At 61.9% G+C, this 15,133-nt stretch carries 7 protein-coding genes; all 7 read right to left on the reverse strand.

Translation table 11 applies throughout. From position 1 onward, the window contains the following. Positions 1-6: 6 nt before the first annotated feature. Positions 7-6,135, reverse strand: a complete 6,129-nt coding sequence (locus R3E82_19750) for a putative Ig domain-containing protein (protein ID MEZ5553127.1) — start codon at positions 6,133-6,135, stop codon at positions 7-9. Positions 6,136-6,348: 213 nt separating this feature from the next. Beyond that, positions 6,349-6,936, reverse strand: a complete 588-nt coding sequence (locus R3E82_19755) for a carboxymuconolactone decarboxylase family protein (GenBank protein MEZ5553128.1) — start codon at positions 6,934-6,936, stop codon at positions 6,349-6,351. A gap of 16 nt (positions 6,937-6,952) precedes the next feature. Then, positions 6,953-9,367 (reverse strand): TonB-dependent receptor, encoded by a 2,415-nt coding sequence (locus R3E82_19760; GenBank protein ID MEZ5553129.1) that lies wholly within the window; start codon positions 9,365-9,367, stop codon positions 6,953-6,955. A gap of 47 nt (positions 9,368-9,414) precedes the next feature. Beyond that, a complete protein-coding gene (locus tag R3E82_19765; protein ID MEZ5553130.1) occupies positions 9,415-10,776 on the reverse strand; it encodes a TrpB-like pyridoxal phosphate-dependent enzyme in 1,362 nt (453 codons plus the stop codon). A 140-nt stretch (positions 10,777-10,916) separates the two neighbouring features. Then, positions 10,917-12,335 carry a DUF3482 domain-containing protein gene (locus tag R3E82_19770; GenBank protein ID MEZ5553131.1) on the reverse strand — a complete coding sequence of 473 codons (1,419 nt, stop codon included), beginning with the start codon at positions 12,333-12,335 and terminating at the stop codon, positions 10,917-10,919. Continuing rightward, positions 12,332-13,780: a DUF2868 domain-containing protein gene (locus tag R3E82_19775; GenBank protein ID MEZ5553132.1), complete on the reverse strand. Its 1,449-nt coding sequence runs from the start codon at positions 13,778-13,780 to the stop codon at positions 12,332-12,334. Before R3E82_19775 ends, R3E82_19770 begins: the two co-directional genes overlap by 4 nt. A 99-nt stretch (positions 13,781-13,879) precedes the next feature. Then, positions 13,880-14,986 carry an alpha/beta hydrolase gene (locus R3E82_19780; GenBank protein ID MEZ5553133.1) on the reverse strand — a complete coding sequence of 369 codons (1,107 nt, stop codon included), beginning with the start codon at positions 14,984-14,986 and terminating at the stop codon, positions 13,880-13,882. Positions 14,987-15,133 lie beyond the last annotated feature (147 nt).

Here is a 15,133-nt window from a genome sequence, read left to right on the forward strand (position 1 = left end):
ATCCTCCTAATCCTCGCTCGGTCGCGAGAAGAACAGGAAGTTCTGCGACGAGATCGCGCCGCTTGCGGCGTTATACTGCAGCATCAGTACGGGCGCCGGGAAGGTGCCCTCGGTATAGACGGTCGGGAACCCGCCGGAGAAACCGAGCTGACGGCAATTCGCACTGGTGAACACACAGCCGTTGACGCTTTCATCCGGCGTCAGCAGGGCAAGGTTGCTCGAAATGGCATCCTGCGCCGCGCTGGCGGTGTCGCGGATGTTTCTGAACGAATCCCTGATCTGATCGAAACTCGTGAAACTCACGCTCAGTTCCGAGAGTGCACCCTGGACATCCGCCAGCAGTGTCGGACCGATCAGAAGGATCTGATTGACACCGGCGACCGGCGATGCGGTTGTCGATTCCATGATCGAGTTTCCAGCCGCAAACTGATGGAACGACAGCGAAGCGGCAGTCACGATACCGGGCAGGGTGGCGACGTCGAAGTTGGCCCTCAGCAATCCGTCCGCCGCCAGGTTCTGCAGGTTGAAGCCGATCTTCTTGATGATCGGCACATACAGGTCCTTGATCAGCTGCATGCGAATCGAACTTGCGCTGCTCATCCCGACCAGGGTAAAGAACGCAGGTCGTTCCCGCCGTACCTCTGACTGATCCTGATCGAGGCTGACTACCTGCTGGTAGAACTGGCTCGCGTTCTGCCGGCCTGCCAGCAGCCCGGCGTCACCCAGCGCTCTCAGCAGCGCGTCCATCTCTGCCCGCACCAGCGCCGGCATGGCGACAGAGAGCAATCGATACAGCTCACCGCTGCGTCCCACCGTCCCATTGCGGGTCACCGAGTCCGGCAGGAACTGGGCAATATCGACGGCCAGCGCATCGGTCAGCGAACGGTTGCGCAGGTCGTCATTGCGGGCCCGGCCGGGATCGAGGCCGTCGAGGAATACCGCCGTTTCCAGTAACTGCGCCCGTGCCCCTTCGAGGAGTCCGGGCAGCACCCTGTCGAAGCTGCTTGGCGCGTCCGGTCCGAATTCCGGCAGAAATCCCATCTCGGGCGCAGCCGCCGGGGTCAGGGCCAGTTCTTCCAGATCGAGTTGTGCGCGTTCCGCCTGCAGGCTTGCGCCGAGTACCGACACCGCCGGCAGATCATTGGCCAGCAGCGCGGTGGTCATCTGCTCAAAAAGTGTCTGGAGACGATTCACCTGCGCCGAGAGGGCACCGTAAGCGCCTTGCGCGCCGGAAGCAGCGAATACCGGCTCGACCATGAAGGTCTCCGCCTTGACGAGACCAAGACTCGGTACCGCGACCCGCAGGGCATACGCACCGCGCGTATCGACGCCGGGAATGATCACGCCACCAGCAAGTACCGGCATTGAACCCTGGGAGGAATCCGTCGGCACCACGCTGACGGCCAGATCGCCCGGGGCAGCTGTGGGACTGCCGTTGATGTCGAAGAAGCTCAGACTGAAGGGTAAGGTTTCTTCGTTGCCGACCAGATTACTGGCGAGTGTCATCTTCAGTACCGGACCGCCGGAGACCACCAGGTCGACGCTGGAGCCGGTTGCAACCTGACTGTTGACCGAAACACTCTGGCTGAGAATGACCCCGGCCGGAATCACGTCATCGTTCAGGCGGCTGATCGTCCCCAGATTGAGTGTGAGATCTGCCAGTGTCGCTGCTGCGATCGGCTGGGTCAGACCGACCAGATTGGGGACGAAAATCGGCGGTGGCCCCAGCGAGACAACAAAGTCGACTATGCCACCGGCCGCACTTTCGGCACCGCCGCTGATGCTCTGCGAAACAACCTCGCCTGCGGGTACAGTGAAGCTGAAAGTCTGGGCGACATTGCCGACCGCAAGACCGGCACTGGTCAGCGCTGCGGTTGCGTCGACGGCACTGCCGCCAACCACGTCCGGGACGCTGACCGGAGGTCGAACATCGATGCTGAAGGTCTGTTCGTCACTGTTACCCTGAAGGTCAGTGACTACAACCTGCACCCGGTTGGGCCCCATGTCACTGTCGACCGGGGTCCAGTCAATGATGCCGAAGACGCTCACGGTCATCCCGGCTGGTGCATCGACCAGTGTCCAGGTGAACTGATCACCGAAGTCACCATCTGTCGCCAGCAGTCCATACTGATAGTCGAAGCCGGGTGAGGCCCCGAGTGCGGGTGTCGAAACGATAGTCGGTGCATTCACATTGGTGATGGCGATCCGCACCGTAGCCTCATTGGAATCCGCGTCACCATCGTTGGCGAGATAGGTATACGAGTCCGTGGCGCCCGGATCCTCGAAGGGCAGCACCGGCATGGCATGGTATTTGTTCAGACCCGGGATCAGCCAGTGGGGGCGCTGATAGGTGGGTGTTGAACCGTCGCCGTTGACCTGTGTCGGCTGATAGTTGGCCTGATGGCGAATCGGCCGCGCCGGCGGGAAGGGCTGGCCGGCCAGACCGTTGAGAACGACGAAGGGGCTGTAGCCAATACCGTAGCCATCGACATAGACCACTTCTGCCGCGCCATCGCCGTCTACGTCGACCACGCTCGGGAAGGTCATACCAAGGCCAGAGTAGGCATTGTTGGTACCCGCGTTGAATGCCGCCAGTTCTGCGCCATCCCTGCCGTCGAAGATGAAGAGATTACTCCCTGCGCCGTTGGTGTAGACCACCATCACCAGCTCGTCGATGCCATCGCGGTCGAAGTCGAAGGCGGTCACTCCAGGACCATTGTCCGCAGTCGTGGCAGGGCCGTCGTAAATGGTGCCCTGATGTGTCCAGAGGATGCTGCCGTCACTGTCGAAGGCGCTCAGCCAGCTGCCGTTGCTGCCGGTGCCGAATCCGGTGTGGAACACAAATTCCGGCATCGGGTCTCCATCCAGTTCAGCCACCGTTATTTCCGCACGCGAAGAGTTCGGCATGGGCAGAGTCCAGGTCGGTGCTCCACCGTTGTGCTGGAACAGGTACAGGTTGTCAGCATCTCGTGCAATGAGTTCGGGAAAGGGATCGTTGTCGAAGTTGGCGATACCTGCGGTCAGATGGGTCGGGAAGAAGTTGGCGCCCTGATCCGTCTGCAGGATGAATTCAAGCTGGCCGTTGTGATCGATCACATTGGTGTGGTTGATGATCTCGACGGTGCCGTCCAGATCCAGATCGGCGATCTGAATCGGCTTGACGTCGGAATCTCCGATCTGCCGCACACCCGTGTACTCCCAGCGCACGGTGCCGTCCGCATTGTAGGCAATCACCATGCTCAGATGACCCAGCTGACTGGTGTTGTCGAATATCAGCGACATCAGGATTTCCGGGCTGCCGTCGCCATCCAGGTCGACGATGGTTGGCCCGCGGCCCTGGTAGTAATTAACGGACGAGGAAGGCACATCGCCGCTGATGGCTTCCGAGGCGCCATTGGTCAGGTGGGTCCAGACCAGCGAACCATCAGGATTGAGCGCCACCAGTCGTGCGCGATTGATGCCCAGCTGCGGCGGACCGGTGCGCACGACCAGGATTTCCAGTTCCGGATCGCTGTCCAGATTGACCAGCGCCGGCTGAGTTTGATTGGCAAATACACCATGTGTCGCAACCCCAAGCCCAATGTTCGCTTCGACGTTGCAGTTACCGTCCATGATGTACAGACGATTGGTAAATCCACCGATGTAGCTGACCACTTCCGCATCGCCGTCAGCATCGACATCGCCAATGATCGGCATGGGCCGGATGGATATGCCATCCCCGGCCGGCGAGCGGCATTGCTCCTCGAGCCCGATGAGGATGTTCGGATTGGCCGGTGGTGTGTAAGTAAAACTGCCGTCACTGGGGAAACTGTCCAGTGTGCCGAGCACCGGCAGTGAGGTTACGGCAGCGATCAGCGGATCGTCATTGGCATCCGTATCGTTGGTCAGCACACCGTCCGCTGGCACCTGCAGAAGCAGGTCGCGATCGATGGTATAGGCGTCGTCGACGGCAACCGGCGGGTACGGTGGCTCCGTGACTGTGATGGCAAAAGTGGTCGAGTCGGTGTTACCGACCGAGTCTGTCACCGTCGCAATCAGATCGGAGGTCCCGGCATCGGCGGAGCCGGGAATCCAGTTGAAGTTCACACCGTCGAACTGAGCACCGCCGGGCAGACCGCTGAGGCTGAAGGTCAGGATGTCTCCATCATCCGGATCCGTTGCGCTGAGAGAGATCTGCACCGGCGTGAGGGGTGCGACCGTGCGATCTGCGACTGCTTCCAGTGTGGGCGCGCTGTTGCTGAACTGTGCACCGACAGTGATGGAGAAGGAGGTGCTGGCCTGCTGGCCACCCGGGTCGGCAACCGCAACCGTTGCCATCGCGCTGCCGGATGACATCGGGGTCCAGGCAAGTTCACCGGTGCTGGTATTGATGATCATGCCGGACGGTGCACCCGGTAGGGAGTAGCGCACTGGCTCACCTTCCGGATCGGCACCGACGGCAGTCACCATCAGGGTCTGTCCGGCGTTAATGTTCTGATCATTGATGGGCGCAAGGGTTGGCGGCTGATCGCCGGCGCCATTGTTGACCCGTACCAGATAGATCTGTCGATCGCTGCGGCCGGTGGAGTCGGTGACCTGGACGTCGACATCGGCGGCTCCCGCGGCGCTCGGCGACCACTGGATCAGCCCGCTGGCAGCATCGATTCCCATCCCGACCGGCGCCCTCAGCAGCGTATAGGTCAGCGTGTCCCCCGGATCCGGGTCCACGGCCTGGACATCGTAGACATAGGGCGAGCCAACGCTGCCCTGGGTCACCGGTGCCGAGGTGATGCTCGGTGCATTCTCACCGCTGAAGGTGGCGGTGATGGTGACACTGTCTGCCGCGCTCGTCAGCTCGCCATCATTGACGGTCAGCGTCGCCGTATAGGTGCCGTCGCGATCGACGACGAAGCTCGGCGTTGCAGAAGTCGCATCACTCAAGGCGGCGCTGCTGCCGGTGGGAAAATTCAAGGTCCACAGGTAGGTCAGCACATCCCCATCCGGATCGCTGGACGCGGAGCCGTCGAGCTGCACTGTTGCGCCGAGGGTGACTGACTGATTCGGGCCCGCATCGGCGACAGGAGCTCTGTTCGGCACACCGTCGACGGTGACCATGAAGCTCTCACTGTCCGAGAGGCCGCCGTCATCGGTAACACGAACCGCAACGGGGTGCGTGCCCACTTGCGATGTACCCGGCGTCCACTGAATCAACCCGCTGGAAGGGTCGATCGTCATGCCCGCCGGCGCGACATCCAGCGCGAAGGTCAGCACGTCTCCTGCATCCGGGTCGCTTGCCGAAGCCGCAACCGTCAACGATTGTCCAGCCATGACCTGCACATCCGCGATCGGCGCGAGACTGGGTGGCAGATTAGCTGGATTGATGGTGATGACGACGCTGTCCGGATCCGAGGAGACCTGGCTGTCGTTGACGATGAGAGTGGCCGAATAGCTCCCCGCCGCATCCGGGATGAAGGTCGGATTACTCAGGGTAGCGTCACTGAGCGTCGCAGTACTTCCGGCGGGCGGCAGCAGTGACCAGGTGTAAGTGATCGGATCACCGTCCGGGTCGGAGGAACCGCTGCCATCCAGCATGATGGTGGTGCCTGGGGAGCCGGACTGATCCGGGCCCGCATCCGCCAGGGGCGGTCGGTTGTCAGTCGGAGCTTCGTCGCACTTGAATTTCCAGCGCAGTGCCCGCTCATCAAAATTCAACCCTCTCCTGTTCTGCAGGACACTGAACGTATCGGTGCTGGTCGAGATTCCGGGTGCGAGATCACCCAGCACCACGGTGTCGTCCTTGATTCTGGTTCCGCCAGACTTGCTGCTGACGTAGCCTTCGACGTTGTGCAGCGCCTCGCCACGATTGCGGACCAGGATCCTGAACTCCAGAAGCTCATTGCGTCGATCGAAGTCACGACGGTCGACCTGCAGATAGTCGACGACGTCCACCTTATCGGCCCGGCAGCGATCACCTTCGTCGTGGCCGTAGCCATTGCCCTGGCCATGTTCGTCGTGGCCGTAGCCATTGCCCTGGCCATGTTCGTCGTGGCCCTTGCCATTGCTCTGACTGTGTCCATCCGGACCGTTTTCCGCCTGGGCGATCAGGCCTATCTGGCTGCCCAGCACCAGAGCGATTACAACCGCGAGTGAACGCATGGCTTTCTCCAATCAGATCCAGGAACGAAAAAGTTTTCTCCAGGACTTAAGGCGTATTCGGCCCGGAAATCGGATCAGATTTTCGCATCAAAGGTGGGAAGGCCCGGATTGTGCGGGCTGAGGGGGGTATCGACGGTTACATCCTTCGAAGAATCGAACTGGGGCGAACCCTGGACGTGCCTTGTACACCAGCCCGGTAACCGGGCCTGGCGATCAATCAGAGTCTCCCTGGTCCCTGCCGAAGGCCAGCTGCTTCCAGGAATCCAGGTAGTCGTAGTCGGTACCCAGTGCCAGGTTGAGCCGGTTGTAGGAGCAGAAATCACTGACCACATGGGTGATCTGGACGATGCCTCTGTCAGTCAGGCCGACCGCCCGCAAGGCTTCGATGTCCTCATCAGTTACCGCTGCTGCATCCCGATTGACCTTCAGCGCGTAGTCGAGCAGTGTGCGCAGCCGCGCATTTTCAGCTGCTGCGGCTCCGCTCCGCAGCAGCTGCGCAACGTAGGCTTCAGGGCTGCCGAGCCCGTGGGTGAGAATCGTGCAGAACGCAGCCGTGCAGTAGGGGCACCCGTTGGCGCGGGAAACCAGGATGCCGATGTGCTGGATCTCGGTCATGTCGAGTTCGCCGACTTCCCACAGTACCTTGGTGGCACCCAGCTTGGCGACGAAGAATTCCGGGAAGTTGAGTTCCACATAAAAGTGGTTGGGAACGCTGCCTTCCATTTCAGTCACCCACTCGAAAATCCCGGCGACAGCCTGATCTTCGATCTTCCCGGGCTTGACGATGCTGACCCTGGCCACAGACTCGTCTCCTCTGTCAGAAGTCCTTGCGGACTTCCAGGCGCCACTGGCGGCCGCGGTCGTACAGTCCTTCGAAGGACTGGAAGGCGGTACCGTACACACCGGTGAGCAGATAGTCCTCGTCGCCGAGGTTGCGTCCATAAAGCACCACCGACCAGTCCTGTCCCGCATTACGCCAGCGGATACTGGCATCGAACAGGTGGTAGGCGTCGGTTTCGAGCAGCGCAGAGTTGTAGGCGTCGTTGTAGGTCTTCGAGCGGTAGCTCCAGTCGGCCCTCGCCACAACCGAGCCGCTGCTGCCGAGCTGGAACTCTTTCGAGATGCCCACGTTGGTCGAGAATTCCGGCACCCGCTCGAAGGCGTCGTCTTCACCGATAAGCGTGATGCTGGTGTCGATCTCGTCGTAGTCCGCATCGAGATAAGAGAGACTGCCTTCCAGCAGCCAGCCATCTCCCGGCGAAGTCTGCAGCTCCAGCTCGAGCCCGTCGATGCTGGCCTCGCCGATGTTCTGCGTGACGGGTGCCACGCTGTTGAAGACCTGCACCTGCAGATCATCGTAGCTCGTATGGAATACGGCTCCGTTGAAACGGACCCGCCCGTCGAACAGCGTGGATTTGAAACCCACTTCAAACACGTCCACCGATTCCGGCTCATAGGTCGGAATCAGGTCGATGTCAGGTGTGCCCGGTGGCGCAGTAAAGCCGGACACGATCGGCGGAAACACCCGCTGGGTAAAACCACCGGATTTGAAGCCTTCCGAGTAACTCGCGTACACCATCACCCGATCCGTCAGATCATAGGACACCGTCGCCAGAGGCGTGAACTCGTCAATGCTGATGTCTTTCCACAGATACGGCAGGATGCGTTCACCGGCCTGCAGGAAGGGCGCATCGAGTGCTGCCAGCGGATTGCCGGGAGGCACTACCTGACTGATCCCGGCATAGTAATTCCGGAAGATGATCTGGTCCGGACGGAACGATTTCTCCTCGTCCGTATAGCGACCACCCACCGTCAGATGCAGTGTCTCGGTGAGATCGTAGGTTGCTTGCGCGAATACGGCCCACGCTTCGTTATCGAACTCGCCGCCCGAGCGGAAATTGGAGACGGTGAAATCCAGTATGTTCTCGTTATGACCGTCTTCGCTGAAGTAGTAGACACCGGCAATCCACTCGAGGCGCTCATGACTGCCGAGCAGCTGCACTTCCTGGCTGAACTGATTCTGCTGCAGATCATCGTAGAACTGCGAGATGCGCTGCGGCGAGTGGTCACCATCCCGGGCAAATTCAGAATCCAGATCGCGCCATGCGGAGATCGATTTCAGGGTCAATGCGTCGGTGAGATCGTAGGTCAGAGTCGCTGATGCACCGAACAGGTCGGAACGGGAATAAGCCGGCGCGCTGCCCTGATTGTCACCGTTACCTTCGAGATAGCGGTTGTCGTAGCAGTTCGATACCGCCGGGTTGTAGGTGATGCCGTTGCCGCTGACGTCTGTGACGGCGCAGGGCACACCGGGCGCGACGGCGGCAGTGGTGACATTGTGGATGAAAGCCATCGGCGGAGGCGGTGCAAGCACCACGCCTTGCAGCTGACTCAAGTCGGTGAAGTCTATGCCAAGCAGCTCCATCGCCGGACCATTCTCCCGGTCACGGGTGGCTTCCAGGCTGACGCTGGCGGAAAACCGCTCATTCGGCTGCCAGGCCAGTGCCACGCGGCCAGTCAGGGTGTCATCGTCACCGAGATCGACACCGTCGGTGCGCTCGACATAGCCGTCCTGATTCAGCGATGCGATCGACACCTTTGCGGCGAAGGTGTCACTGACAGGCAGATGCAGGGAGCCGATTGCGCGGATCAGATCGTCCGAGCCAGCGGCCAGTGAGACCGAGCCTTCGAATTCACCACCGGGTTGCGGTTTCACTGTGGTCACTGATATCGCCCCGCCGATGGTATTGCGGCCGAACAGGGTCCCTTGAGGCCCCCGCAGCACTTCCAGTCGCTCGATGTCGACAATGTCGAGTATGCCGCCCACCGATCGCGCGATGTAGACGCCATCCACGTACAGTCCCACACCGGGCTCCGTGGTGGGTAAAAACTCCTTCTGGCCGATACCGCGCAGGTAGATGGCGGCGGAATTCGATGCGCCACCGAAGCTGGGGTTGTTCTCCAGGGTCAGGCTCGGCACGAACTTCTGGATCTCATCCAGCCTCTCGACACCGCGATAAGCCAGGGTCTCTCCACTGTAGGCAGAGATGGCGATGGGTGCTTCCTGCAGCCCTTCCTCACGCATCCGCGCCGTGACCACGATTTCTTCGAGGACTCTGTCTGCGCCGCTGGTGGCGGCCTGTTCCGCAAGCAGCGGCGTTATGCTCAGTCCGCAGGCGCTGAGCGCGATCAGGGTGCGAAGCGGACATCTGCCCGAGGGGGAATTATTCATCTTCTTCAGGATCCTTATGGTACGGGCACTGTGGTTGCAGCCTGAATTCAGGCAATGACGGGCACATCCTTCATCGCTTCGGCGATCATCTCATCCGTCAGTTCGAGGTCGACGATTTCACCGCGCAGGTACTTGTCGTAGGAAGGCAGGTCGAGGTGCCCGTGTCCGCACATCGCAGTGAGGATGGTCTTTTCTTCACCCGATATTTTGCAGGCCAGCGCTTCGCGTATGGCTGCCGCGATCGCATGGGTCGGCTCCGGTGCGGGCACGATGCCTTCGCTTCGCGCGAAGCGGATTGCGGCGTTGAAGCACTCGGTCTGGGGTATGGCTATCGCCTCGACCAGACCCAGTGCATAGACGTGGGAGACCAGCGGCGCCATGCCGTGGTAGCGAAGTCCGCCGGCATGGATGGGCTCGGGAATGAACGAATGACCCAGGGTGTGCATTTTCATCAGCGGTGTCAGACCGGCGGTATCACCGAAATCGTATCGATACTGGCCTTTGGTCAGAGTCGGACAGGCAGTGGGCTCCACGCAGCGGATCACCGGGTTCATCCGACCTGCGAGTTTCTCCCGCAGGAAGGGAAAGGCGAGCCCACCGAAGTTCGAGCCGCCGCCCGTGCAGCCGACCAGCACATCCGGTGTCTCGCCGACTTTGGCGAGCTGCAGCAGGGCTTCTTCACCGATAATGCTCTGATGCAGCAGGACATGATTCATCACACTGCCCAGCGCATAGCGGGTATGCGGATCCGCGATCGCTTCACTGACCGCTTCGGAGATGGCGATACCCAGTGAGCCGGGGTGATCCGGGTTCTCAGCGAGCAGCCTGCGACCGAACTCGGTGACCTGCGATGGGCTCGAATGCACCTTGCCACCCCACACTTCCATCATGATGCGGCGATAGGGTTTGCTCAGATAGGAAGCCGCAACCTGCCAGATCTCGCAATCCAGTCCGAATTGCGCACAGGCGAAGGCCAGGGAGCTGCCCCACTGGCCGGCACCGGTTTCTGTCGTGAGTTTTTTGATGCCTTCCTGAGCGTTGTACCAGACCTGTGGAACAGCGGTATTGGGCTTGTGCGAACCGGCCGGACTCACCCCTTCGTATTTGTAGAAGATCTTTGCCGGTGTATCCAGCAGCTTCTCGAGTCGACGGGCGCGGAACAGCGGGCTCGGCCGCCACAGTTTGTACACGTCGAGGACTTCCCCGGGGATGTCGATGTACCGCTCCTGGCTGACCTCCTGCTCGATGAGCGCGCGCGGAAACAGGGCCGCGAAGTCTTCCGCCGTCGCCGGTTGCTTCGTGCCGGGATGCAGAGCTGGCGGTGGCGGAACCGGCAGATCGGCGACGATGTTGTACCAGCGGGTCGGCATTTCATGCTCTTCGAGCAGAATCTTCGTGTAGTCGCTCATAGATGGAATCCGTGTCGGTCGGAGATTTCGAGGACGCAAGATGATATGAGCTGACCCGGCAAAACGAAAGCAGCGTGCACATTTCGACTTCAGGCGGCGATGGCGATCCGCAATCGGGGGCACATGGACTTTCGCTGGTGTCAGCCTGAAATCCGGCTCGGCATCTCCGCCAGCAGCTGTTCAATCAGGACAACCAGACGCTGATGGACCTCCCCGTCCACATCGCCATCGCGGATGGTCTTGAACAGTTTCGCCAGCCCGTTGCGCAGGACGTCGGGTATCCCATCCATCAGGTGCTGGTCCTGCCCCAGCGCTGAGGACAGCGCTTCCCGGTAGGCGTGATTGCGCTCGGCCACCAGCTGGTGGTGCACCCAGCCGCGACCCAGCAGCACCCAGGGAAAATTGGGCGCGGTGACGGGGCCCAGCTGCAACACCCGGCCGCCGAGAGACTGGCCCAGCACCTTCACCTTGGCCAGTTCCTCAGTACCCAGCCAGGCGCCGACACCACCGATCAGCGCACCGATGCCGGCACCCAGCAGCAGGGATGCGCCGCCGAGCAGCAGGTCCACCCCACCGCCCGCGACTGCCCCTGCCACCGCACCCGATATCGCCAGCTGGCTGTGAGACAGCCCGAACAGCTCCCAGCCCTGCTCCGCAAAGAGATCTTCGTCCAGCAGCGCGGAGGTCTGCTCCTGTCTGATGAGGGATTCGTGTCGATAAATTTCCTGCACCGCGTCCCGGCAGCGCTGCTCGCGCTGGCGCAGACGCTGCTGCAGCTTATCCTTGAGCCTGGCCTCAAGACGCCGGGTCTGCTCCTCCTGCGTCGCCTCTGCCTGCCCCTCCGGCAGATCGGCCCGCTCCATCATCTGCAGAGCGTCGATCAGGCAGGCGGCCAGCGCCTGGGCGCTGCGATGGCGCCGCCGTTGCCGCTCCGCGGTCAGTGATTCCACCGCTCTGTCGATTCCGGGACGCCAGGCCTCATCGAGCTCACCGAAGGCGCGCAGCAGTCCGATGCGGGTCTCGAAATCCGCGTGCACCGCATCGAACACGCGCACCAGGGAAAAATACTGATCCAGCCCCTGGCGCCATTCTTCGCGGAAGTCACCGGTACCGATCATATTGATCAAGGCCATGCGTGGCCGGCCCGTCCACTGCAGGATCTGCATTTCCAGTTCGTATTCCGGTCCGTAGGGTTTGGCGCCATCCACCACATAGAGGATGCCGGCGCCCGCCACTATGGGCGCAAGCAGTTCGCACTCGTCGTGAAAACGCGCATCACCCCGGTGGGCTTCAACGAACTGCGCAACCAGACCCGCCCGGTCGCTGGCACTGGTCGATCGGGACTGCAGCCAGCCGAAGACCTCCCCGGCGCGCTGGAAGCCGGGGGTGTCGACCAGCACATACTGGGGTTCACCGTCGATTGTGAAGGTATAGGCGTGGGCACGCCGGGTGGTACCCGGGGTCGGTCCGATCTGAATTTTCTCGTCTTCCGCCAGGGTGGCGACGATCGAACTCTTGCCTTTATTGGGGTGACCCACCACGGCAAAGGTTGGAATCATGATGCCGGACTCCCGGGCAGGGCAACATCCTGCAGGACATAGAGGCGGGCATCGTTACGCTGCGCCAGTGCCTTTGCCCACACAGACCGGTCCGCCGCCTCCACCGCGTCTCCAGCAACATTCACCGGCACCACAGTGATGGCCACCCGTTCACCGGCCGCCTCCCGCACCAGTTGCAGCAGATCCAGAAACTCCAGCAGTGGCGGTTCCCAGCCCTTCGTGAAGATCAGCACCCGCGATACGTGCGCCAGCGATTCAGCCAGCTTCGCCGAACGGTCTTTCCCGTCGTCCCAGGCAGCAAGCGCGAGCACGGCGACTTCCCGCCCGCCGAGCCAGACGCTCGCCCCTTTCGCCGTGAGCGCACCGTTCCAGCTCAGTACCGCCGTGCGTTCGTCCACAGCGATCGTCGCTGAGCCGCTCATCGCATCGGTACTGTCCTGCGCCAGCTCCAGTTCATCCCGATCGAAAGACACGTTCGGTGTAGAGAGTCGCTCGAGCAGAGCGGTGACTTCCGCATCCTCGATCAGCAACCGCCGGCAGGCAACGCGCAGGCGCCAGCTCCCGAGCAGGAGCAGCAGCAGTCGCGGCAGCATGCCGTAGACGAGAATGACCATGAGTACGAACGGCCACCACTGACCCAGCTGCACCGCGCGGGCCTGGGGCACTCCGCCAGTTTCCAGTCGGAAGAAGCGGGAAGCTTCCACCAGTTCCTGACCGGGTACCGCCCGTGGTAACCAGCTCGACCAGGGCGCGGCGATGGCAGCCAGCCAGGTCTGCAGCTCCCGTGCATCTATATCGAGGGTGCTGCTCCAGCCGAATGCAAGATCCGTGAAGGCAATCAGCACCCAGGCAGCCACCAGCACCCCACAGAAATAGCCCACCGCAAGCCACTGGGAAAATACTAGCAGCTGCCAGCGCGCAAACGCGCTGCTGTTCCTGATCGACCGGGAAGCTACAAACAGTCGCACATCGGCCAGTCGATCGAGCCAGGCACCCGCCCAGCGGGCAGGATTGAGCCCACCCAGACCGGTACCCGCGGGGAACCAGCCGGGCAGCAGCAGCAGGGTGATCAGTACCAGCAGGAGGGGCAATCCGACCAGAACACCGAGCAGGGTGATCAGATTGACCGGATAATCACCCTGATAACTGAATCCCAGAGTCCCGACGCTCAGCCCCAGCACGACACCAAGCAGGCTGAGCAACACCACCGCACTGCGGCGCAGGGAGACGAAACGCACACCCTGCTGCCCTTCGTCAGCGTGGCCACCACGCACCATGCGCCACCATGCCAGCACACGCTGCAATTCGGCGCGGGAGCCAGGCACCACCTCGAGCTGCCGACCAATTTCCCGGTCCCGCGCCAGTCGCTCCAGGTACGGAGTCTGCTGATCTTCCCGCAACCAGCGCTGCACATCGATCACAGTAGCCAGCAGAGGTTCTGACATCTCAGATACGGATCCGCCACCAGCTGTTGCAACTATTGTAGCTGTTGCAAATGGGCCAACTGGCGTGCCATGAATCCCTGACGTGCCGGTTTTTGATGGTCAGGCGCTCGCCAGAGCGCTCTGCTTTCGAGGCGCGCAGAGTTCGAGGAAGCGCCCGATGTGCTCGAAGGCCTCTCGTGCTTCCGGCAGCTTCTGTTCGAAGGCATGCCATACGTGCAGCATGTGATGCCAGGTTTCCAGGGTTGCCTCCGATCCTGCCGCGTTCGCCTTATTCACATAGCGCCGGGCATCATCCAGCAGCATCTCGGCTTCACTGGCGTGCACGAGAGTCGGCGGCAGGTTGGAGAGGTCGCCGAACACGGGCGACACCCGCGGGTCCGACGGGCGGACCCGGTAGGCGAACCAGGAAAACCACAAGGCCCCGACCCGCGGCAGCCTGGTGATGCGGCCGAACATCGGCCCGAGCATGTGATCGGTAGCGACATTGGACGCCAGGCTGGGGCTGGTGAAAGTCGCGTCGGTCGCCGGCGACAGCGCAACGGCCGCTTCCGCCGGCCGCAGGCCGCTGTCCCGCGCCCAGGCAATGACGGCCAGTGTGAGATTGCCGCCGGCGGAATCACCGGCAACGAACAGGGTTTCCAACGCACGCTTTCCCTGGGGTCCGTTCTCGAGAATCCAGCGATAGGCGCGCTGGCAGTCGGTGAGACAGTCCAGCCGCCGATGCTCGGGCATCAGCCGGTAGTCGACTGCCAGCACGCTGGCCCCTGCGATCCGGGACAGCGTCGTAGTAATCGGCCGATGGCTGCGCGGACTGCCCATCGTGAACGCACCCCCGTGCAGATAGAGCAGGCGCCGGTTCGGATCAGCCCCTTCTGCCAGCACCCACTCACCGGGCACGCCGTCTGTATCCACCCTGGTGACCTGCACACCTTCGAGGTCGGCATCGTCACCCATGGCATCCATGGTGTCGCGCATGGTCTTGAGCCGGTCGCGGCTGCTCACCCCCGCGCCTGCACTGGCAAACCCTTTCAGCAATTCCACCACCTCGTGGTGCTCGGCGCTGGGTTCTCTGAAACCACCTACCGCAGCAGGCGGCGTGCGATCGTAGGCCGACAGGTCTGCACCGCGCAGATAGAAGCGCGCGATCGCCCAGACCATTACAGCAACCCAGACCCAGAACCAGAAAACCATCACCAGAACACCCATCGCGATCTCCATCTCCAGCGCATCGGCGTCCAGTATACGCCGCCTGCCGGCCTCTACCGGATTGGGTCAGACCCGGCGGGAAAACGCCCCGTCGACCCGAACTGACCCATCCGGCTCAAGTTGATAGTTCCCCTGAGGTTACATAGT

The sequence above is a fragment of the Pseudomonadales bacterium genome (assembly GCA_041395945.1).
Classification (GTDB): Bacteria; Pseudomonadota; Gammaproteobacteria; order Pseudomonadales; family Azotimanducaceae; genus SZUA-309.